This window comes from Demequina lignilytica (assembly GCF_030418375.1).
Taxonomy (GTDB): Bacteria; Actinomycetota; Actinomycetes; order Actinomycetales; family Demequinaceae; genus Demequina; species Demequina lignilytica.
This window is the reverse complement of sequence record NZ_JAUHPZ010000009.1, coordinates 17082-37359: the sequence shown is the minus strand read 5'-3', so window position 1 is coordinate 37359 and position 20278 is coordinate 17082. Positions and strand designations below refer to the sequence as shown.

18 protein-coding genes are annotated in these 20278 nt (G+C 72.2%); 10 read left to right on the top strand and 8 right to left on the bottom strand.

Annotated elements, in window-relative coordinates:
* Positions 1-25 precede the first annotated feature (25 nt).
* Both QQX13_RS11460 and QQX13_RS11455 read left to right on the top strand, forming a co-directional pair.
* Positions 26-946, top strand: coding sequence for a LysR family transcriptional regulator (locus QQX13_RS11460; RefSeq protein ID WP_301121410.1), 921 nt, complete (start codon positions 26-28; stop codon positions 944-946).
* Positions 947-1036: 90 nt separating this feature from the next.
* Positions 1037-1693 (top strand): GntR family transcriptional regulator, encoded by a 657-nt coding sequence (locus QQX13_RS11455; RefSeq protein WP_301121412.1) that lies wholly within the window; start codon positions 1037-1039, stop codon positions 1691-1693.
* Between the two features lie 22 nt (positions 1694-1715).
* Here QQX13_RS11455 and QQX13_RS11450 read toward each other — a convergent pair whose 3' ends face one another.
* The 7 genes from QQX13_RS11450 to QQX13_RS11420 form a co-directional block, all read right to left on the bottom strand.
* Positions 1716-2768, bottom strand: coding sequence for a hypothetical protein (locus tag QQX13_RS11450; RefSeq protein ID WP_301121414.1), 1053 nt, complete (start codon positions 2766-2768; stop codon positions 1716-1718).
* Between the two features lie 78 nt (positions 2769-2846).
* A complete protein-coding gene (locus QQX13_RS11445) occupies positions 2847-4145 on the bottom strand; it encodes a DUF3500 domain-containing protein (protein WP_301121416.1) in 1299 nt (432 codons plus the stop codon).
* A gap of 49 nt (positions 4146-4194) precedes the next feature.
* The gene (locus tag QQX13_RS11440) at positions 4195-5079 is read right to left on the bottom strand and encodes an ATP-binding cassette domain-containing protein (protein WP_301121418.1); all 885 of its coding nucleotides are present in this window, start codon (positions 5077-5079) and stop codon (positions 4195-4197) included.
* A complete protein-coding gene (locus tag QQX13_RS11435) occupies positions 5072-7051 on the bottom strand; it encodes a dipeptide/oligopeptide/nickel ABC transporter permease/ATP-binding protein (protein ID WP_301121421.1) in 1980 nt (659 codons plus the stop codon). Before QQX13_RS11435 ends, QQX13_RS11440 begins: the two co-directional genes overlap by 8 nt.
* A complete protein-coding gene (locus QQX13_RS11430; protein ID WP_301121423.1) occupies positions 7048-7992 on the bottom strand; it encodes an ABC transporter permease in 945 nt (314 codons plus the stop codon). Before QQX13_RS11430 ends, QQX13_RS11435 begins: the two co-directional genes overlap by 4 nt.
* 42 nt (positions 7993-8034) lie before the next feature.
* The gene (locus tag QQX13_RS11425; protein WP_301153458.1) at positions 8035-9597 is read right to left on the bottom strand and encodes an ABC transporter substrate-binding protein; all 1563 of its coding nucleotides are present in this window, start codon (positions 9595-9597) and stop codon (positions 8035-8037) included.
* A 354-nt stretch (positions 9598-9951) separates the two neighbouring features.
* Positions 9952-10998: an amidohydrolase family protein gene (locus QQX13_RS11420; RefSeq protein ID WP_301153457.1), complete on the bottom strand. Its 1047-nt coding sequence runs from the start codon at positions 10996-10998 to the stop codon at positions 9952-9954.
* A 473-nt stretch (positions 10999-11471) separates the two neighbouring features.
* Between QQX13_RS11420 and QQX13_RS11415 the strand changes: the two genes are divergently transcribed.
* The 8 genes from QQX13_RS11415 to QQX13_RS11380 all read left to right on the top strand — a co-directional run bounded on the left by QQX13_RS11415 (position 11472) and on the right by QQX13_RS11380 (position 18850).
* A complete protein-coding gene (locus QQX13_RS11415; RefSeq protein ID WP_301153456.1) occupies positions 11472-12221 on the top strand; it encodes a dienelactone hydrolase family protein in 750 nt (249 codons plus the stop codon).
* Positions 12222-12295: 74 nt separating this feature from the next.
* Complete coding sequence (locus QQX13_RS11410) at positions 12296-13567, top strand: FAD-dependent monooxygenase (protein WP_301153454.1); 1272 nt, start codon at positions 12296-12298, stop codon at positions 13565-13567.
* The gene (locus QQX13_RS11405; protein WP_301153453.1) at positions 13567-14349 is read left to right on the top strand and encodes an SDR family oxidoreductase; all 783 of its coding nucleotides are present in this window, start codon (positions 13567-13569) and stop codon (positions 14347-14349) included. Before QQX13_RS11410 ends, QQX13_RS11405 begins: the two co-directional genes overlap by 1 nt.
* Positions 14346-14780: a YybH family protein gene (locus tag QQX13_RS11400; protein ID WP_301121429.1), complete on the top strand. Its 435-nt coding sequence runs from the start codon at positions 14346-14348 to the stop codon at positions 14778-14780. Before QQX13_RS11405 ends, QQX13_RS11400 begins: the two co-directional genes overlap by 4 nt.
* Before the next feature lie 3 nt (positions 14781-14783).
* A complete protein-coding gene (locus QQX13_RS11395; RefSeq protein WP_301121430.1) occupies positions 14784-15644 on the top strand; it encodes a fumarylacetoacetate hydrolase family protein in 861 nt (286 codons plus the stop codon).
* 2 nt (positions 15645-15646) lie between these two features.
* Positions 15647-16060, top strand: coding sequence for a RidA family protein (locus tag QQX13_RS11390; protein WP_301121431.1), 414 nt, complete (start codon positions 15647-15649; stop codon positions 16058-16060).
* A 17-nt stretch (positions 16061-16077) separates the two neighbouring features.
* On the top strand, positions 16078-17271 hold the full coding sequence (locus QQX13_RS11385) for a multidrug effflux MFS transporter (RefSeq protein WP_301121432.1): 1194 nt from the start codon (positions 16078-16080) through the stop codon (positions 17269-17271).
* A 106-nt stretch (positions 17272-17377) separates the two neighbouring features.
* Positions 17378-18850: an NAD-dependent succinate-semialdehyde dehydrogenase gene (locus QQX13_RS11380; RefSeq protein ID WP_301121433.1), complete on the top strand. Its 1473-nt coding sequence runs from the start codon at positions 17378-17380 to the stop codon at positions 18848-18850.
* A 4-nt stretch (positions 18851-18854) separates the two neighbouring features.
* On the opposite strand, the gene QQX13_RS11375 is transcribed toward QQX13_RS11380, so the two are convergent.
* Positions 18855-20249, bottom strand: coding sequence for an NAD(P)H-quinone dehydrogenase (locus QQX13_RS11375; protein ID WP_301121434.1), 1395 nt, complete (start codon positions 20247-20249; stop codon positions 18855-18857).
* Positions 20250-20278: the final 29 nt, after the last annotated feature.

Below are 20278 nucleotides of genomic sequence, written 5' to 3'. Positions count from 1 at the left end.
GAGGTTGCTCGATAGCATCGTCCTCATGGAGCTCAGGCACCTCCGCTACTTCGCCGCCGTGGCCGAGGCGGGCTCGCTCACCGCGGCCGCCGAGCGGCTGCACATGTCCCAGCCCCCGCTGTCCGTCGCGATCGCGAAGCTCGAGGCGGAGCTCGGCGTCACGCTGCTCGAGCGCACCTCCCGCGGGGTCGAGCCCACCTCGGCCGGGCGCTTCCTGCTCGACCAGTCCTCCCGCGTGCTCGGCGAGGTCGACGAGATGGTCGCCAGCCTCGGACGATTCGGGGCGGGCACCGCCGGCGTGCTCACGCTGGCGGCCGTCCCCGCGCTGCTGTGGCACCGGATCCCCACGCTGCTGCGCGCGCATGCGGCCGCGGCGCCCGACGTCGAGGTGCGCCTGATCGACCCGCCGCCGTGGACCGCGATCGACATGCTCCAGCAGCGTCGGGTGGACGCCGCCGCGATCCTGGTGGCGGACGCGCGCCGCTTCGCGTCGCGCCATCGCGGGCAGCTGGAGGTGATCGACTGGGGCGAGGTCCCGCTGGTCGCGGCCCTCCCCCCGGGCGCGGACGATGCCCCGGATCCGCTGCCGCTCGCGACGTTCGACGGGGCGACGGTCGTGATGCCGCGCGGCACGGCCGCCGTGCCCAGCCTGCCCGAGGCGATCGACGCGACCTTCCGGCGCCACGGCATCGTCCCCGGACGGGTGCGGACCGTCGAGACCATCCAGACCTCGGTGCCGCTCGTCGAGGCGGGCCTGGCGCGCGCCGTGCTGCCCGACCCGGACCTGGCGAGCCTCGCGCGGTTCGGCCTCACCCTGCGGCGGATCACGCCGGAGCCGTCGCCCCTCCGCGCGCTCCTGCTGGTGCGAGCGGACGCCAGGCGGGAGCCCGCGCTGGACCAGCTGATCCGGCACGTCGCAGGCACGACGCCGTCAGATCCGATGTGATGTGCGATACGATCGCAGCGCGGGCCGGGCGGGACCACACGGTCGCGCACCGCTCCGACGACGCAGCGAGAAGGAGGCCCGGCAGTGGCCGTGAGCAAGGCTGACCAGGCCTACGAGATCCTCAAGGCGCGGATCATGGACGGGCACTACGGCCCCGGCTACCGCCTCGTGATCGACCAGCTCGCGCGCGAGCACGGCATCAGCTCCGTGCCGTGGCGGGAGTCCCTGCGGCGCCTCGAGGCCGAGGGCTGGGTGGACATCGTGCCCAACGTCGGCGCGCTGGTGAAGACGTTCGACACCGACGCGTGGCAGCGGACCCTGCGCCTCCTCGCCCGGATCGAGGGGCTCGCGACGTCGCTGTCCGCCCCGTCGCTCACGTCCGACGACATCGCGGAGGCGCGCCGGCTCAACCAGGCCATGCGCGACGCTCTCGCCAACTTCGACACCTCGCACTTCGGGCGCATGAACCGCGAGTTCCATGAGCTGCTGTGCTCGCGTTGCGACGACGAGCGGCTGACCGGCATGGTCCATCACGAGTGGAGCCGCCTGGAGCTGATCCGGCGCTCGGCCTTCTTCTACGCCCCCGGGCGCGCGCTGGCCTCGCTCACCGAGCACGACCAGCTGATCGACCTCATCGAGGGCGGCGCGGACGCGGACATGATCGAGACCGCCGCCCGCCGCCACGAGCTCAACAACCTCACCGCCGTGATGGAGGACGCCGAGCGCAACAGGGCCGCCCAGGCCTGACGCCGGCCAGCCACGGGATGCCTCAGAGCGGGGTGCTCACCTCGCGGTGCAGCGCGAACAGGCCCGCCACGGCGTCGGCGGGAGCCCGCCCGATGCCGCACTCCGTCGCGATGCCGAACTCCGGCACCGCCGCCCGCGCGGCGACGATGCGCCGCCCCGCCCCCTCCGCCCCGTCCTGGCGGTGCACCAGGCCCAGGAACAGGTCCGTGCCCGCGGGGAGCTGGAGCGACGCGAGCGGGGCGAAGTAGGCCTCGTCGTCACGCTCGATCGGCACCGGCAGGTGAATCCAGTCGATGCGGCGGTCGGCCACGTCGATCAGCATCTGGGCGAAGCGGGCCAGGAACCCCGCGTCGGTCGGCTCGACGTAATGCTTCTCGCCGATGTCGCCGTAGCAGAGGTGGTAGCCGAGCGCGACGTCGGCGGGCACCTGCGCGGCCTGGCGCGCGGCGCGCTCGGCCAGCGCGGCCCAGATGTCCTCGCCGAACCAGCCGCGATCCGTCGAGCCCCGGTACCCCGCACCCTCGAGGTAGCCGAACTCGAGGGCGTTGTCCCACTGGATCGCGAGCCGCTCGTGGGGGATCGCCGCGAGGATCTGCGCCAGCTCCGCGAACAGCGCGCGCTCGTAGACCGGCTCGAAGCGCTCGCGGTCGTCCTTCGCGACCATCGAGCCCACCACGCCGACCGGGGTCGGCAGGGAGACCTGGAAGCGGGTGCGTGCGGGGATCACGCCCTCACCCTGCAGCCGCGAGAACACGGCCCACGACTCCAGCGCCGCCTCGGCGTATCCGAGCGGCGCGAGCTCGAGCGTCTGGAGGTCGAGGCCGGCGGGCACCGCGATCTTCCTGATGTCCAGCGTGCCCACCATGATCGGGTGGTCGCCCTCGCGCTCCAGGCCGGGGGTGCGCGCCATCCGGTCGGGCTGGAACGCCACCCAGTGGAAGCGGTCGCCCACCTCGCCGTCGGGCATGCGCGCGAGCCGGTCGCCCAGCTCCGCGGCGGCCGTGCGCATCACGGTCTCGGCATCGGGCAGGTTGATCGAGCCGACCAGGTGGGCGGCGTGCGGGGTGTACGTCATGGGGAGGCCTCTCGCGACGGGGGACGATGCGCGCCGGCGGGCGCGGGAGTCGCGCCATTCTGGCACGTCCCGGCTGGGTCACGCGGGGCGGGCGGCCCTCCACTGCCGCAGGTACGCCTTGCCGTAGTCGTTGCCGTTCGGCAGGCGCAGCGTGGTGTGCACGTGGAAGCGCTGCGGCACCCGGTTCGACAGCCAGACTCCCGCGTGGTGGTCGAGCTCGGCGAGGATCACCGGGCTCTGGATACGGAAGTAGAACGGCTGCGATCCATCCGTGGCGCCGTACCAGGCAAGATGAGTCTCGGGGAGATAGTCGGCCACCTCGGAGAGCGCACGCTCGCGCTGCGCGTCCGGCAGCAGCAGGAGGAAGTCCTCCACGATCGCGCGCAGCAGCACCCGCTGCGCCGACGTGAGCCGGTCCGCGCGGATCCCCTCGTACGGGATCACGCGGTTGTCGCGGAAGGCCCCGGCGAGGTGGCGTTCGTCCGCCGGGTGCACGCGGCCCTCCGGCATGGCGGGATCGAGCACGGTGGCGTAGACGACCGCCTCGCCGCGCTGCTCGGCCGAGAGCGACTCCGCCAGCTCGATCGCCAGCCGCTCGCGCGCGTCGAACAGGGGGGCGCGCTCGCCGTCCGACAGCGCCGGCTCCGCACCGATGAAGACGGGCGCGATCACCTGGCGCCCTCCGACGAACACGACGTTGAGCGCGAGGTGATGACCGAAGAGCTGCCAGCCCCACGGCGCGTCGACGGAGGGGGTGCCGTACAGCGCGATCCAGTAGGAGCGGTCGTTCATCAGCGTCTCGAGGCCGGTCAGCTCCCCCAGGTAGCCGTTCAGCTCCATCGCCTCGCGGGCGCGGGCGTAGCCCGCGGTGCTCAGAGACGCCCGCATGAGCGCGTGGACGGCCTCGACCACCGCATCGTCCTGCTCCTCGAGCCGCAGTCCCACGCGGTGGATCACGAACTCGGGGTTGGACCAGGCGCGCCAGTCGGGCGCGTCGAGATCGTGCAGCAGCGCCTCCCGGCGCTCAGCATCGAGCAGGTCCACGAGCACCCGCGCCGCGTCGACCGGCTCGGGATCGTTCGGACGCGCCTCACCCAGCGGGTGCACGCCGTCGCGCACCACACCCCCGGTGGTGATGCCGACGAACGGCTGCTCGTAGAGCGACCGCCAGTCACCCAGGAGCGCCTGGACGAAGTCCGGGCTGCGCTTGATGGCGGAGAACTCGTCGACGCCCATGCCCCGCCACGGCGCGAGCTTCTCATCGTCGAGCGGGTACAGGAACGCGGTGTACGAGTCCTGCGAGAGCGTGACGGCCTCCTCCCGCGCCGTGACGCGCGCGGTCGAGAACGAGCCGTCGATGTCGTGGTCGGCGGTCATGCCGAGCCTCCTTCCGGGATCCGGACCGTCGGCCGGGGACAGGGTCAGGTCAGCGGGAGGCGACCAGGTCGCCCTCCGGGGCCGGCTGGTCGCCGCGCTCCCGTCGCGCGGCGCGCGCGGCGCGACGCTCCTCCCGGCCCTCGGGGTGGGACGCCGGGCTGGCGGCGAGCAGCGTCCGGGTGTACGGGTGGTGGGGGTCCGCGAACAGCTCGGCCGCGCCGCCCTGCTCGACGAGGACGCCCTTCTTGAGCACGCCGATGCGGTCGCAGATGTGCCGCACCACGCCCAGGTCGTGCGCGATGAACAGGTAGCTGACCCCGCTCGCGGCCTGGAGGTCGGCGAGGAGGTTCACGATCTGCCCCTGCGTCGACAGGTCGAGCGCCGCGACCGCCTCGTCGCAGATCACCAGGCGCGGCTTGAGGGACAGGGCTCGCGCGATCGCGACGCGCTGCAGCTGGCCGCCCGACATCTCCGCCGGGAAGCGCTGCAGATGCGCGGCCGAGAGGCCCACCTGCTCGAACGCCTCGACGGCGCGGTCGTGCCGGGCCGCACGGCCCTTGACCCCGTGACGGCGCAGCGCATCGGTGACCGCGCGACCCACGTGATGGCGCGGGTTGAGCGACGCGGCCGGGTCCTGGAACACCGCCTGGACGTCGCGCCGATAGCTGAGCGGCGCCTCGCGGCCCATGGTGGTGATGTCCGTGCCGTCGAACTCGACCACGCCTCCCGACAGGGGCGCGAGGCGCAGGATCGCGCGCCCGGTGGTCGACTTGCCGGAGCCGGACTCGCCGACCAGCCCGTACGTCTCACCGGCGCCGATGTGGAAGCTGACGTCCTTGACCACGTCGACCTTGCGACGGCGGAGCGCGGCGGCACCGCCCACGTCGTAGGACACCGTGAGGTTGCGGACGTCGAGCAGCGGTCGGTCAGTCATGGTGCGCACCCTCCAGCACGACCTCGTCGGTGCGGACGCATCGCACGTCCTCGGTCAGCGCGACCGGCGCCTCGAGGCAGCGCTCGGTGGCGAAGGCGCAGCGGCCCGCGAAATGGCAGCCGAGCGGCCACTCCCCCGCGAGCGGTACCCGGCCCGGGATGGTGGGCAGCCGGTCGACGTCGCGGTCGATCGCCGGGTGCGCGGCGAGCAGCGCCGCCGTGTAGGGGTGACGCGGCCGGTCGAACACGGCATCGATGGCGCCCTTCTCCACGATCTGGCCCGCGTACATGACGGCCACGCGGTCGCAGGTCTCCGCCACCACGCCCAGGTCGTGGGTGATCGCGATCACGGCCATGCCGAGCCGCTCGCGCAGGTCGAGCACCAGGTCCAGCACCTGGCTCTGCGTGGTGACGTCCAGCGCCGAGGTCGCCTCATCGAGGATGAGCACGTCGGGGTCGCCCGCGATCGCGATGGCGATCGCGACGCGCTGCGCCATGCCTCCCGAGAACTCGTGCGGGTACTGATCGAGGCGCCGCTGGACGTCATCGACCCCAACCAGCTCGAGGAGCTCGGCGGCGCGCGCACGGGCGTCCCGCTTCGACATCCCGTGGTGGGCGCGGATCGGGTCCGTGAGCTGCCGGCCCACCGTATGCACGGGCGACAGGTTCGACTGCGGGTTCTGGAACACCACCGCCAGCCGGCTGCCGCGGATCGCCCGCATCCGCTTGTCGGACATCGCGGTGAGGTCCGTGCCGTCGAGCAGCACCCGGCCGCCCTCGAGACGCACCCCGGCGGGCAGCATCCCGAGCGTCGCGCGCGCGAGCATCGACTTGCCGGAGCCCGACTCGCCCAGCAGCCCGAGCACCTCGCCGCGGCGCACCGTGAGGTGGACGTCGTCGAGGAGCGGCACCGCCTCGCCGGCGGGACGGTCGAGGGCCACGGACACGCCGCGAAGGTCGAGCACCACGTCGCGCTCGGCGACCGCGGCGGCCACGCGCGCGTCGTGCTCCGCCCGGGAGGTCGCCCGGGCGGCCTCGACGGCCGCCAACGTGAGGCGCTGGGCCTTGCGCGCCTTGCGACGGGTCCGCCGGCGTCCCGACAGCGCGTCGTTGATGCCGTCGCCGAGCAGGTTGAACGCGAGCACCGTCACGACGATCGCGACGCCCGGCGGGATCGCCATCAGCGGGTGGTCCGCCTGGTGCTCGGCGGCGAACCGCAGCATCCCTCCCCAGGAGGGCTGATCGTCGGGCAGGCCCAGGCCCAGGAAGGACAGCGCCGCCTCGACCTTGATGGCGTTGCCGAGGAAGACCGCACCCTGGACCGCGAGCGGGCCAGCGAGGTTGGGCAGCACCTGGCCGAAGATGACCTGGCGATGGCTCAGCCCCGACACGCGTGCGGACTCGACGTAGAGCTTCTTGCGTTCGGTCAGCGTGATCGCCCGCACCACCCGCGCGAAGTTCATGGAGAAGATCAGGCCGATCGCGAAGATCAGGATGAGCATGCCGCGACCCAGGATGGCGATCACGACGAAGCCGATCATGATCCCGGGAAGGGCGTCGGCGACGTCCATGCCTCGCGAGCCGATGCGGTCGTACCAGCCGCCCTTGTAGCCGAGGATCAGGCCGAACGGCACTCCGATCAGCATGGCGACCAGGACCGATCCTCCGGCGACCACCATGGCGGTCCGCGCGGCGAAGATCAGCTGGCTGAGGATGTCACGGCCGAGGTCGTCGGTTCCGAGCAGGTGGTCGGCGGTGGGCGGCGAGAACACCGCGGTGAAGTCGGTGTCGTCAGGCGCGTACGGGGCGAGCAGCGGGGCGAACGCGGCCACGACGGCGACGCCCAGCACCACGATCGCCGACACGAGGGTGAGCGGCTGGTGGCGCAGGCGCCCCCAGAGCTGGCGGGGTCCCGCGGCCTGGCGCGCGGTGGGGGACGATGCGGCGGGTGCGCCGACGGTGGGGACGGTCATGCGGGCCTCGCCTGGGGGTTGATGAGTCCGTAGCAGATGTCGAGCAGCAGGTTGACCGCGATCACGAGCGTCGCGGTGAGCAGCACCACGCCCTGCACGACCGGGAAGTCCTGGCCGATGGTGCTGGTGAGCATCAGGGAACCGAGCCCGGGGAAGGAGAACACCCGCTCGATCACGAAGCTGACGCCGATGAGGATCGCGAACACCACGCCCGCGGAGGCGAGCACCGGCACCAGCGCGTTCTTGACGCCGTAGCGGTACAGGACGCGACCGCGGGAGACTCCGGCCGCCGTGAGGGTGTCCGTGTAGGGCGCGGCGAGCGCGCTCACCATCGCGGCGCGCGTCTGGCGCGCGATGATCGCGCCGCCGGTCAGCCCCAGGGTGAGCGATGGGAGGATCAGACCCCGCAGCCACCCCAGCGGGTCCTCGCTCAGGGGCACCCAGCCGACGATCGGCAACCAGCCGAGCCAGGAGGCGAACACCGTGGTGAGGATCATGCCGAGCCAGAACTCGGGGATGGCGATGCCGAGCACGGTGCCGCCGGTGAGCACCCGGTCGGCGGTGGTCCCGGGGCGGGTGCCGGTGTACACACCGACACCCACCCCGATCACGAGGGCGACGATCATCCCGCCGAGGATCATCGACAGGGTCGCGGGCATCCTCTGCGCCAGCATCTCGGTGACGGGCAGGCCGGAACGGTAGGCGGTGCCCAGGTCTCCCGTGAGCAGGCCGCCGAACCATTCGACCATCCGCTCGAGCGGAGGGCGGTCGAGCCCGAGCTGCTGCTCCACCTGAGCGATCGACTCCGGCGTGGCGGCCACCCCGAGGATGGCCGCCGCCGGGCTGCCGGGCACCAGGTACGTCAGCGAGAACACGAGCACGGACACCACCAGCAGCTGCGGCACGGCGAAGCCGAGGCGGTAGAGGACGAGCTTCCCCATCGAAGATCTCCTAGGGTCGGACGAGGGTCACGCTACCGGCGGTCACTCGCCGGCGGGGCGAAGGTCGCGGTAGTTGATCAGCACGGTCTCGTACGGCTGGCTGGGCACGTCCGCGCCGGTGACGTTGTCGCTGTTGACCACCACCTGCTCCTCGCTGGCGATGTGGGCGCAGGTGAGCGCCTCGTCGGCGATGACCTTGGTGACCTCGGCCCACAGCGCGTCGGCCTCCTCCGACGCGCCCGCGGCGATCGCCGCGTCGGCGGCCGCCTTGAGCTCGTCGCTCTCGACGCCCGAGGGGTTGCCGGGGGCGTCCGCCGCGAACCACGACGCGTACCAGTCGTACGGGGTCAGCTCGTCGTTCGAGCCGAGACCGATCGGGTACTTGCCGGAGTTCCACTCGGAGAAGTACTGCGGCGGCGGCGCCTCCTGGACGGCGATCTCGATGCCGATCTCGCCCATCTGCTCGGCGTAGATGGTGATCTGCTTGTTGTTGAAGACGGTCGACATCATCTCGCCCGAGATCGACGGGCTGCCCGCTTCGGCCATCAGCGACTCGGCCATCGCGAGGTCGTGGGTGTAGCCCGTGACCTCGGGGTTGTAGCCGGGCGTGCCCTCCGCGAAGTGCTGCGTGGTGACGGTGACGTCGGGCTCGAGGTCGGCGACCACCTGGGTGTCGATCGCATAGCACGCCGCCTGGCGGACCTTCACGTCCTCGAACAGCCCGCCGGGACCACGGTCGAAGAACATCGGGTTGTTGCGGATCGCGGGGTACGTGACCAGCTGGAAGCCGCCCGCGCCCTCGAAGGTGCTCCACTGGTCGACCTCGGAGTCGGTGATGTCGATCTCGCCGTTGATCATCGCGGTGGTGGCGGCGTTGTCCTCCTGGATCGCGAAGAGCTGGACGGTCTCATAGGCCGGGACCTCGTCCCAGTAGCCGTCGTACGCGACGAAGGCCATGCGCGTGCCCGCGATCGACGCGGCCTCGTCGTAGGCCCACGGTCCGGTGCCGACAGGCGTCTGGGCGATGGTGCCCGTCTCGATCGCCGCGGGGCTCGCCATCGGGGCCGCGCGCGTCGAGAGCGTGGTGAGCAGCGACGGCGACGGCTGCGCGAGGTTGAAGGTGACCGTCAGGTCGTCGACCACGTCGATCGACGTGATGACCTGGAACGGACCCGCGTAGGGACCGGGCGTCGACTGGATCAGCTCGATGTTCGCCTTGACGGCCTCGGCGTCGAACGGGGTGCCGTCGTGGAAGGTCACGCCGTCCTGCAGCGTCAGCGTGAGCGCCGTGTCGGTCTGCTCCCACGAGGCGGCGAGCATCGGCTCGACGGCGCCGCCCTCGCCCAGCTGGGTGAGGTTCTCGTACGGCACGCGCATGTAGCCGGCCTCCATCTCGGCGCCGGGCGCCCAGCTCTCGGGGAAGCCGCCCCAGTTGACGCGCAGCACGGAGCCGGCGACCACGCCGGATGCCGATGCGGTCTCCGACGTCTCAGAGGTGGGCTCGGGGGTGCCGGTCTCGTCGCTCGTGCCGCTGCACGATGCGAGCACCAGCGCCAGGGCCGTGGCCGGGATGGCCGTGCGGGCGAGGCGGATGTGTGTCTTCATTGCCACTGCTGCTCCTGTCTTCGCTCCATTGCGAATGCGATGCACCCGGGTTGTGCATCGTCCTCGGCGTCCCGGTTCCTTCATCTCGTGGCGGTGTCGGCACCATCGCCGTCGCGCCCTCGACTCCCGGGAGGCCTCGTGTGCGAAATCGTATGCGAAGTTGTGCGAGAAAGCCAGGCCCGCCGTCGAGGGACTTTGGTCCCGATTCGGTAACGGCCCCTCGCCGCCCCCCTTCGCACCCCCGGACGGCCCGCACGGGATCGGGCGAGACGCGCCGGCGAGAACCGGCGCATCGTGCCTCCGCCGCGGCGTGTCGCCGCGAGATCCGTGCGGGCCGTCCGGAGGGGCGGGCCATCAGACCGGCAGGTTGAACATCTTCTTGGCGTTGCGGAACAGGATCGCCTCGCGATCCTCCTCGGAGATGTCCAGCGTGTTCTTCACGAAGTCGACCCCCTGGCTCATCCAGGAGTAGAAGACCGGGAAGCTCGACCCGAACATGTAGTGGTCGGCGCCGTTGATGCGCAGCGCCGCCTCCACCTGCTCCTTGCCCCACGAGTGCGGGTGGGTCATGTCGAAGAAGATGTTGTTCTCCAGGTAGGACTTGATCGCCTCGCCGCCCGTGGGGTCGAGCCGCTGCATCGCCTCGGCCTTCGGCGGGCGGTGCGGCGTGAGGAGCGCCGTGTTGGCGAACCAGTTGCCGCCGAACATCGTGTGCGTGAACTTGAGGTTGGGGTACCTGCCGAACATCCCCGAGAACAGCTCACGCCCGACCGCGGTCGCCTGGTCCTGGATGCGGCCGAACTCGCGACGGAAGTTCGTGTAGTCGATGATCGAGCGCCACTCCACCGGCAGCGGCGTGTGGTGCACGATCACGGGCACGTTCAGGTCGTTGATCACGGACAGGTAGGGCTCGAAGGCCTCGTCGTCCAGGTACAGCTGCCCGTAGTGGCACGCGAGCTGGACCGCCACGGCGCCGTTGTCGAGGCAGCGCTTGAGCTCGTCGACGTTGTCCTGGCCACCCCACGGCGGCACGCAGGCGGTGGAGAACAGGCGGCCGCCGGACCTCTTGACGATCTCGTGGGCGTTGTCGTTGACCGCCTTGCAGGTGTCGAGCCGCAGCCACTCCTGCCACACGGGCACGCGCATGATGCCGTAGTCGACGCCCGCGTCGTCCATGGCACGGAGCTTGGCGTCGACGGAGTAGTCCCCCTCGACGTAGTTGAGGTTCTGGTAGCCCTTGGGCTTCTCGAGGATCAGCTGCTTGCGGCCGTCCTCCATCTCGGCGACGGTGGCGATCTCGCCGAAGCCGCGCGGCGCCGTCGACAGGAAGCCGTCGAGCATGGCCGGGTTGTCGAAGAGGTCCTCGGGCAGGTGGTGGATGTTGATGTCGATGACAGGCATGGGTGGTTCCGTTCGTTCGGTCTGATCTGGGGGCGTCCCGGCGGGACGATGCGGTGGATCAGAACGACGGCGGGGCGAGGCTGCGCCCCTTGTGGACGCCGCGCGCGAAGGGCCCTCCCGCGCCGCGTCCGCGGCGCGCGCCGGCCCCGGTCGCCGGGGTGGAGGTGGCGGGCATCGGTCTCCCTCGCATCGTCGCGGGCGGTCCGGAGGAACGGATCGTGTGCGAAAGACTATGCCACGGAGCGCCACCGCTCCACCACGAATCGCTCAGCATGGCAGCGCCGCGCTCAGAGCTCGCGGGACTTTCGGCCCTATCGCACTTGAAATCGTGTGCGATTGCTCGTACGCTCGCATCACGCTTCACGGCCGATCACGTCCCCGATCGCCGGACGCCGCCGTCCCGGGCACCGCCGCCCGGGATCGCCCGTCCCCGCGGGACCGTGCCGGCCGCCCGAGACAGGAGACGGCGCCGGATGGCACAGCTCAGCACCCGCGACATCGCGTACACCGTCGACGGCACCCGCATGCTCGGGATGCTCGTCGCCCCCGAGGGCGCCCACGGGCTCCCCGCGGTGGTGCTGTTCCACGACGCCTTCGGCCTGGGCGAGGACGCGATCGCCGCGGCGCACCGCATCGCGCGGCTCGGCTTCGCCGTGTTCGCCGCGGACGTCTGGGGGGACCGCGTCACCCCGACCGATGAGAGCCAGATCGGCCCGCTGATCGGCGGGATGGTCGGCGACCGCCCCCGGTGGCTCGCCCGCGTCGCGGCGGCGCACGCGACCGCGGCGGGCCAGCCCGAGACCGACGGCGCCTCCCTCGTGTCGATGGGCTTCTGCTTCGGCGGGTCCTCCGTCCTCGAGCACCTGCGCGCCGGCGGAGGCTCGCGCGCGGTGATCGCGATCCACCCCGGGCTCGACCTGCTGGCGGACGGCTGGGACGAGGCGCACCCGGATGCCCGGGTCCTGCTCTGCGCGGGTGCCGCCGACCCGATGGCGACCGCGGAGCAGCGCGATGCGCTCGAGGCCGCGCTCACGGGCGCCGGCATCGACTGGGAGGAGCACCTCTACAGCGGCACGCGCCACGCGTTCACCAGCCCCAAGGCCGTCCGCTCCCCCATGCCCGACGTCGTCGCCTACCACCCCCGCAACGCGATGCGCGCGTGGGCCGCGACCGAGACCTTCCTGCTCGAGCTGCTCGCCGAGCCCGCCGCCGTCCCCGCCTGACCGACCACCCGCCCGACCCTCGACCCACCCCGGACGCCCCGTCGACGACGACGGGGCAGATTGAAGAGGACACCATGCTGGACATCGCCATCATCGGAGCCGGACCCGCCGGGCTGGCCATGGCCCTGCGCCTGGACCAGCAGGGCTTCCGCCCGACCATCTACGAGACCGTGCAGGAGCTGAAGCCCCTCGGCGTCGGCATCGACGTGAAGGTCTACGGCACCAAGGAGCTCATCGAGCTGGGCGTGTACGACAGGTTCAAGGCGATGTCCGTCGACGCCGAGGACTCGATCTTCTTCAACAACCACGGTCAGGAGATCTACGCGGAGAAGTGCGGCGTGCACATGGGCTACGTGCACGAGCAGCGCTTCGTCCACCGCGGCTACCTGCAGATGATGCTGTTCGAGACCGTGGTCGAGCGCATGGGCGCCCAGACGGTGGTCCAGGGCGCCCGCCTGCTGGAGTACCGCAACGTCGACGGGGGCGTCGAGTTCGACCTCCAGCACGCGGACGGCACCGTCGAGACCAGGCGCGCGGACCTGCTCATCGCCGCCGACGGCATCAAGTCCGTCGCCCGCCGCCAGATGCACCCGAACCAGGCGGAGCCCGTGTACTCCGGCATCACGATGTACCGCGGCACCACCCTGATGGAGCCCTTCCGCGGCGGCCACACCATCCTGCACATCGGCGCCCCTCAGATCGCCTCGATGATCGTCTACCCGATCGCGGAGGACTTCGAGGGCACCGGCAAGGTGCTGGTCAACTGGGTGGTCGAGCGGGAGCGCGACCAGACGGTCGAGGACTGGAACCAGGTGGGCTCGGTCGATGAGATCCTGCCGTACTTCGACACCGTCAAGATCCCGTTCCTCGACGTCCAGCAGATGCTGCGCGACAACCGCGAGGTCTACCTGTTCCCCCTGATCCGCCACGAGCCGCTCGACAGCTGGTCGGACGGCCGCGTGGTGCTGATCGGCGACGCGGCGCACGCGATGTACCCCCGCGGCGGCAACGGCGCCTGCCAGGCGATCGTCGACGGCGGCGTGCTCGCCGGCAACCTCGCGACCATGCCGGTCGAGGAGGCGGTGGCCGCCTTCGAGCAGGCGCGCATCCCGCGCGTGAACGCCATGGTGATGGCCCACCGCGGCGAGGGCTACGAGGTGATCCGTCGCATGGTCGCCGAGCGCACCGGCTGCGAGCCGTTCGAGGACATCGAGGAGGTCCTGCCGCTCGAGGAGGCCGACGCGATCTTCTCGAAGTACCACTCGATGGTGGGCCAGCCGCGGCCCGGCTTCGAGGCGGGCGAGCCCACCGGCTTCCGCACCTGGCAGGTGGAGGCCAACGCCTGATGGACCTGGGAATCTCCGGCCGTGTCGCGCTGGTCGCCGCCTCCTCGCAGGGGCTGGGGCTCGCGTGCGCGACGTCGCTCGCCCAGGAGGGGGTGCGGGTGACGCTCAACGGTCGGGACGACTCCCGGCTCGAGGCCGCGGCGGCCCGCCTCCGCCGCGCGGTCCCGGGCGCCGAGGTCGGCGTGGTCACCGCCGACCTCACCACCCCGGAGGGGCGGGGGCGCATCGTCGCCGCCCTTCCGGAGGTGGACATCCTGGTGACCAACAACGCGGGTCCGCGCCCCGGGCCGTACTCCGCGTGGGACGCGGACGCCCTCCACGAGGCGCTGGCGCAGAACGCGGTCCCCGCGGTCGAGCTCATGCGGGCCTACCTGCCCGGCATGCGTGCCCGCCGCTTCGGACGCATCGTCAACATCACGTCCGCCATGGTGAAGAGCCCGGCCGCCGACATGGGCCTGTCCGCCTCCGCCCGCGCGGCGCTCACCGCCGCCGCCAAGTCCATCTCCAAGGAGGTCGCGGCCGACAACGTGACGGTCAACAACCTGCTGCCGGAGCGGATCGACACGCCTCGACAGGAGTTCATGGCGCGCAGAAGGATGGAGCGGGACGGCATCACCCGCGACGAGGCGTACGCCGCGATCGCGGCGACCGTCACCGCGCGGCGGCTGGGCCGTCCCGAGGAGCTCGGCGACGCCTGCGCGTTCCTGTGCTCCGCGCAGGCCGGCTACATCACCGGACAGAACCTCCAGCTCGACGGCGGAACCTACGAAGGACTGATATGACCCACGTGACCGAGGCGGACGTCGCCGTCCGCGCGCAGCTGCTCGACCTCGAGGAGCGACGTCGGCGCGCCCTCATCGACGTCGATCTGGACGCGCTCGACGACCTCTACGACGACTCGCTGATCCACATCCACGCGCCCGGGCTGGTCCACACCAAGGCGATGCTGCTCGAGCACACCGCGACCCGCCGCCCGTACCTCGACATGTCGCGCGGAGACCTGCTGATCCGCGTGATCGGCGACGTCGCCGTGATGACCGGCCTGCTGACCAACGAGCTGCGCAGCCCCGACGGCACCACGCGCACCGTGCGTGGCGAGGTCACCCAGGTGGTGCGCCGCTGCGACGACGGCGCGTGGCGCTACGTGAGCTTCCAGATGACCCCCCTCACCGCTCAGGTGTGGGGCGCCCTCCCCTCCGAGACGAAGGACTGACTGATGAAGATCGCCCGCTACCGCATCGGCTCCGGCCCGGTCCGGCTGGGCCGCGTGGACGGCGCCAGGGTGACCGAGATCTCCGGCGTCGCCGGGATCGGCGCGTCGCTCAAGGAGATCCTGCCGCGGCTCGGCGAGCTGCGCGACCAGATCGCCGACGCGGCCGGCGACACCCATGCCCTGTCCGAGGTGACGCTGCTCGCGCCAGTCGACGAGCCGCAGAAGTACCTCGGCATCGGCATGAACTACAAGGAGCACGCCGAGGAGGCGCGCCAGGCGGGGATCCCGATCCCGACCAGCCAGCTGTGGTTCAACAAGCAGGTCTCCTGCATCGTCGGCCCCCACGCCGACGTGGAGAAGCCGATCGTGTCCGACGCCCTCGACTACGAGATCGAGCTCGCCGTGGTGATCGGCCGCCGCTGCCGCCACGTCGGCGCCGCCGACGCGCGGTCGGTGATCGCGGGCTACATGGTCGCGAACGACGTGTCCGTGCGTGACTGGCTGCAGAAGCGCTCCCCCACCTTCACCCTCGGCAAGTCGTTCGACACCCACGGGCCGCTCGGCCCGTGGCTCACCACGGACGACGAGGTCCCCAACCCGCTGGACCTGGGGATGCGGCTGACGGTGAACGGCGAGGTCCGCCAGGACTTCCGCACGAACGACATGATCTACGACATCTACGAGCAGATCGCCTACCTCTCGACGGTCATGACCCTGATGCCGGGCGACATCCTCGCGACGGGCACGCCCGCCGGGATCGGCGCCCCGACCGGCAGCTTCCTCCGCGTCGGCGACGTGGTCCGCGCCGAGATCGAGGGCCTGGGCGCGATCGAGAACACGATCGTCGCGGAGCCGGCGGTCTGACCATGCCGCGCCGCGAGAGCATCGACCTCGACGGGTTCGCGCACGCGAACCCGATCCCGGCGGCGTCCCGGATCGGCTCGCTGCTGTTCTCCGGGGTGCTGACCGGGCGCGACGCCGCCACCGGCAGCATGCCGGCGACGCTCGACGAGCAGTGCGTCGCGGTGTTCGCGCGGGTGCGGGAGCTGATGCAGGCGGCCGGCGGCTCGACGGACCACATCGCGAAGATGACGTTCTGGCTCGCCGACTACCGCGACCGGACCGCGCTCAACCGCGAGTGGCTCGCGATGTTCCCCGACCCCGCCTCGCGCCCGGCCCGCCAGGCGATGGCCGCCTCCCTCGACGGCGGCTGCCTCATCCAGTGCGACCTGGTCGCCGTGATGGACGATGCGGGGGGCGCGGGGCCCGCCTCGCCGTGACCCGCGCGCTTCCCCGGATGACGCGGCTGCTGCCGCTCCTCGCGGTGCTGACCGCTCTGGCGCCGCTGTCCGTCGACATCTACACACCCTCGCTGCCGGCGATGCAGGACGAGCTCGGCGGCGCGGACTGGCTCGCCCAGGCGTCGATCACCACCTTCCTGCTCGGGATCGGGATCGGCCAGCTCGTGTGGGGCCCGCTGAGCGACCGCCACGGGCGCCGTCCCGTGGTGCTCGCCGGGGTGGCCGGCTGGACGGTCGCGTCGCTGCTGAGCGCGCTCGCCTTCTCGCCCGAGATGCTGGTGGGGGTGCGGCTGCTCGCCGGGCTGTGCGGGGCGGCGGGGATCGCGGTCGCGCGCTCGATCGTGAGGGACGTCTCCGATGACACCTCGACCATGGCGTCCCGCATCGGGATGCTCGCGATGGTGACCGCGCTCGCGCCGGTGCTCGCGCCCGTGCTCGGCGCGGGACTCGCCCACGTGTGGGGCTGGCGCGCCGACTTCGTGACCCTGGCCGGCCTGGGCGGCGTGATCGTGCTCCTGTTCTCGCTCGCGGTGCCTGAGACGCTGCCGCGGGAGCACCGGACGCCAGGCGGCCCGTCCTCGGTGGTCCGCGCGCTCGCACGGGCGGCTCACCACCGCGAGGTGCGGGGCGCCGCCCTGTCGCTGGGCGTGCACTCGTTCGGGTTCTACGCGTACATCGCGAGCGCCTCGTTCATCGTGGAGCGCGAGCTCGGGCACCCTCCGGCGGTCTTCGCCCTGGTGTTCGGGACCAACGCGGTCGCCGTGATCCTCGGCAACACCGTCTTCCGGCGGGCCGTGCGATCGCTGCACCCGGCCGGTCCCCTCGGGGTCGGCTACGCGCTGTGCACGATCGCGGGCCTCGGCCTGCTGATCGCGGCCTCGGGCTCCGGCGCGCCCGCAGGGGTGCTGTGGGCCTGCGCGATGGTCTACGCGTTCGGCCAGGGGCTCGTGCTCCCCGGAGCGCACTCCTGGGGACAGACCACGGTCGTCGCCTCCGGAGCGGCCTCGGCGCTGACGGGCTCCGCGCAGTTCCTCGGCGGCGTGCTCGGCTCGCCCATGACCGGGCTGATCGGCATCTCGGCCGCCCACCTCGGCGCCGTCCTCGCCGCCGCCTCGGGCGCGGCCGGCGCCGTCTGGCTGCTCACCCGCTCGTCGCTGTCGCCGTCCCCGACCCCCGCATCGTCCATCTGAAGGGAAGACCCATGCGCCCCACCGAGTCCACCGAGCCGGTCGTCGAGCCGGCCGAGCCGACGCCGACGACCACCGCGAACCCGCGCCGGACCCGGGCGGTGGAGGCATGACCGCCACCGCCACCCGCGAGGCCGCGCTGCTCGCGCGCGTGCCCGACGGCCTGCTGATCGGCGGCGAGTGGCGGGCGGCCTCCGGCGGCGAGACGCTCGACGTGGTCGACCCGGCGACCGGCGGGACGCTGAAGCGCATCGCGTCCGCCTCGGTGGAGGACGGCCGGGCCGCCCTGGACGCCGCCTGCGACGCGTTCCCGTCCTGGGAGGCGACGCCCGCCCGCGTCCGCGCCGAGGTGCTGCGGAGGGCGTTCGACGTGCTCACGGATCGCGCCGACGAGTTCGCTCTGCTGATGACGCTCGAGATGGGCAAGCCGCTCGCGGAGGCGCGCGGCGAGGTCGCGTACGGCGCCGAGTTCCTGCGCTGGTTCGCCGAGGAGGCACCGCGCATCGCGGGGCGCTACGGTCCCAACCCCGAGGGCACCGGGCGGATGATCGTCACCCAGCACCCCGTCGGGCCGTGCTATCTGATCACGCCGTGGAACTTCCCGCTGGCGATGGCGACGCGCAAGATCGCGCCCGCGCTGGCCGCCGGTTGCACCGTGGTCATCAAGCCGGCGGAGCTGACTCCGCTGACGACGCTGGCGTTCGCGGCGCTGCTCGAGGAGGCCGGCCTGCCCGCCGGCGTCGTCAACGTGCTCACGACGCACCACTCGGGCGCCGTGTCCGAGCCGATCATCCGCGACCCGCGACTGCGCAAGCTCTCCTTCACCGGCTCCACCGCGGTCGGCGTGCGGCTGCTCGAGCAGGCCGCCGCCGGCGTGCTGCGCACGTCGATGGAGCTGGGCGGCAACGCCCCCTTCGTGGTGTTCGAGGACGCCGGCCTCGACGCGGCGGTCGACGGCGCGATGGCGGCCAAGTTCCGCAACATCGGCCAGGCGTGCACGGCGGCCAACCGGTTCATCGTGCACCGCTCCGTCGCGGAGGAGTTCGCGCGTCGGGTCACCGAGCGGGTCGCCGCGCTGCGCGTGGGCCGCGGCACCGAGGACGGGGTGCAGATCGGGCCGCTCATCGACGCGCGCGCCGTGGACAAGGCGTCCCTGCTCGTGCGCGACGCGGTCGATCGCGGGGCGCGCCTGCGCACCGGCGGGCACGCGATCGACGGCGCCGGCACGTTCTTCGAGCCCACCGTGGTGTCGGACGTCGCCGCGGGGTCCGAGATCCTGCGCGAGGAGATCTTCGGGCCGGTGCTCGCGATCGTGCCGTTCGACACGGAGGACCAGGCGGTCGCGATCGCGAACGACACGGAGTACGGCCTCGTGTCCTACGTCTTCACCGAGTCCCTGGCGCGCGGGCAGCGCATGATCGAGCGCCTCGCCACCGGCATGATGGGCCTCAACATGGGGGTGGTCTCGAACGCCGCCGCGCCGTTCGGCGGATGGAAGATGTCGGGCCTGGGCCGCGAGGGCGGCGCCGAGGGCATCCACGAGTACCTGCAGACCAAGTACACGCTCACGCCGGCGCCCTGAGGGGTCAGGCGCGCGCGTCGCCCTCGCCCATGCGGTGGAGGCGGCGCGCGGCCTCCGACAGGGTCCCGCTGAGCGACGGGTAGACGGTGAAGGCGGCCGCGACATCGTCCACCGTGAGGTGGTGGGCGACCGCGAGCGACAGCGGGTAGATGTGCTCGCTCGCGCGCGGGCCCACGATCACCGCGCCGAACACCTGGCCGGTCACGGTGTGGCCGAAGACCTTGATGAAGCCCTCGTCGATGCCGAGCATCTTCGCGCGGGGGTTGCGCGCGAGGTCGAGGGTCGACACCTCGTAGAACAGGCCGCGCGCCTTGAGCTCCGCCTCGCTCGCGCCCACCGCCGCGATCTCGGGCACGGTGAACACGTTCGACGCCACCAGGCCCAGGTCGAGCGGCGTGACGGCGTCGCCGAGAGTGTGGGCCATCGCGATCCGCCCCTGCGTGGCCGCCACGCTCGCGAGCGGCAGCACGCCCGTGCAGTCGCCGGCCGCGTAGACGCTGCGGGCGGTGGTGCGGGAGACGCGGTCGACGCGGATCAGGCCGCGCTCGTCGAGCTCGACGCCGGCCTCCTCGAGGCCGATGCCCTCGGTGTTCGGGACCGAGCCGACGGCCATGAGGCAGTGGCTGCCCTCGAGCACCGCGCCGTCCTCGAGGGTCACCGCGACGCCCTGGTCGGTCCTCTCGACGCGCGCCGCGCGCCCGCCGACCAGGTGCATGCCGCGCTCGACGAACACCCGGGTCAGGTGCGCCGAGGCGTCGGGGTCCTCGCGCGCGAGGACCCGGTCCTTGGACGCGACGAGCGTGACCTCGGAGCCCAGCAGCCGGTACGCGCCCGCGAACTCGGCGCCGGTGACGCCCGAGCCGACCACGATCAGGTGCTCCGGAAGCGCGTCGAGGTCGTACAGCTGGGTCCACGTGAGGATGCGCTCGCCGTCCGGCTCGCATCCCGGCACCACCCGCGGCCGCGCGCCCACGGCGAGCAGGACGGCGTCGGCGTCGATCGCATCGTCCCCCACCGCGACCCGGTGCGGCCCGTCGAGGCGCGCCACGCCCGTCCGCACGTCGACGCCGTTCTTCTCGAGCCGCGCGGCGATGTCGCCGGACTGCTTCCGCACGAGCGCCTTGACGCGCGCGTTCACCTGCCCCATGTCGACCGTCAGGTCGCGCGCGATCTCGCCTCCGTCGCGGCGCCGGATGCCGAGCTCGGACGCACGTCCGGCGATGGTCAGCCACTCGGCGGTGGCGATCACGGTCTTCGAGGGCACCACGTCCGTGAGGACCGCGTTGCCGCCCAGGCCGTGACGCTCGACGAGGGTCACGTCGGCGCCGGCCTTGGTGGCGACCAGGGCGGCCTCGTAGCCGCCGGGCCCGCCGCCGATGATGACGATGCGAGGGGACATGCCCCCATTCAACCCCAGGTGGCGGCCGG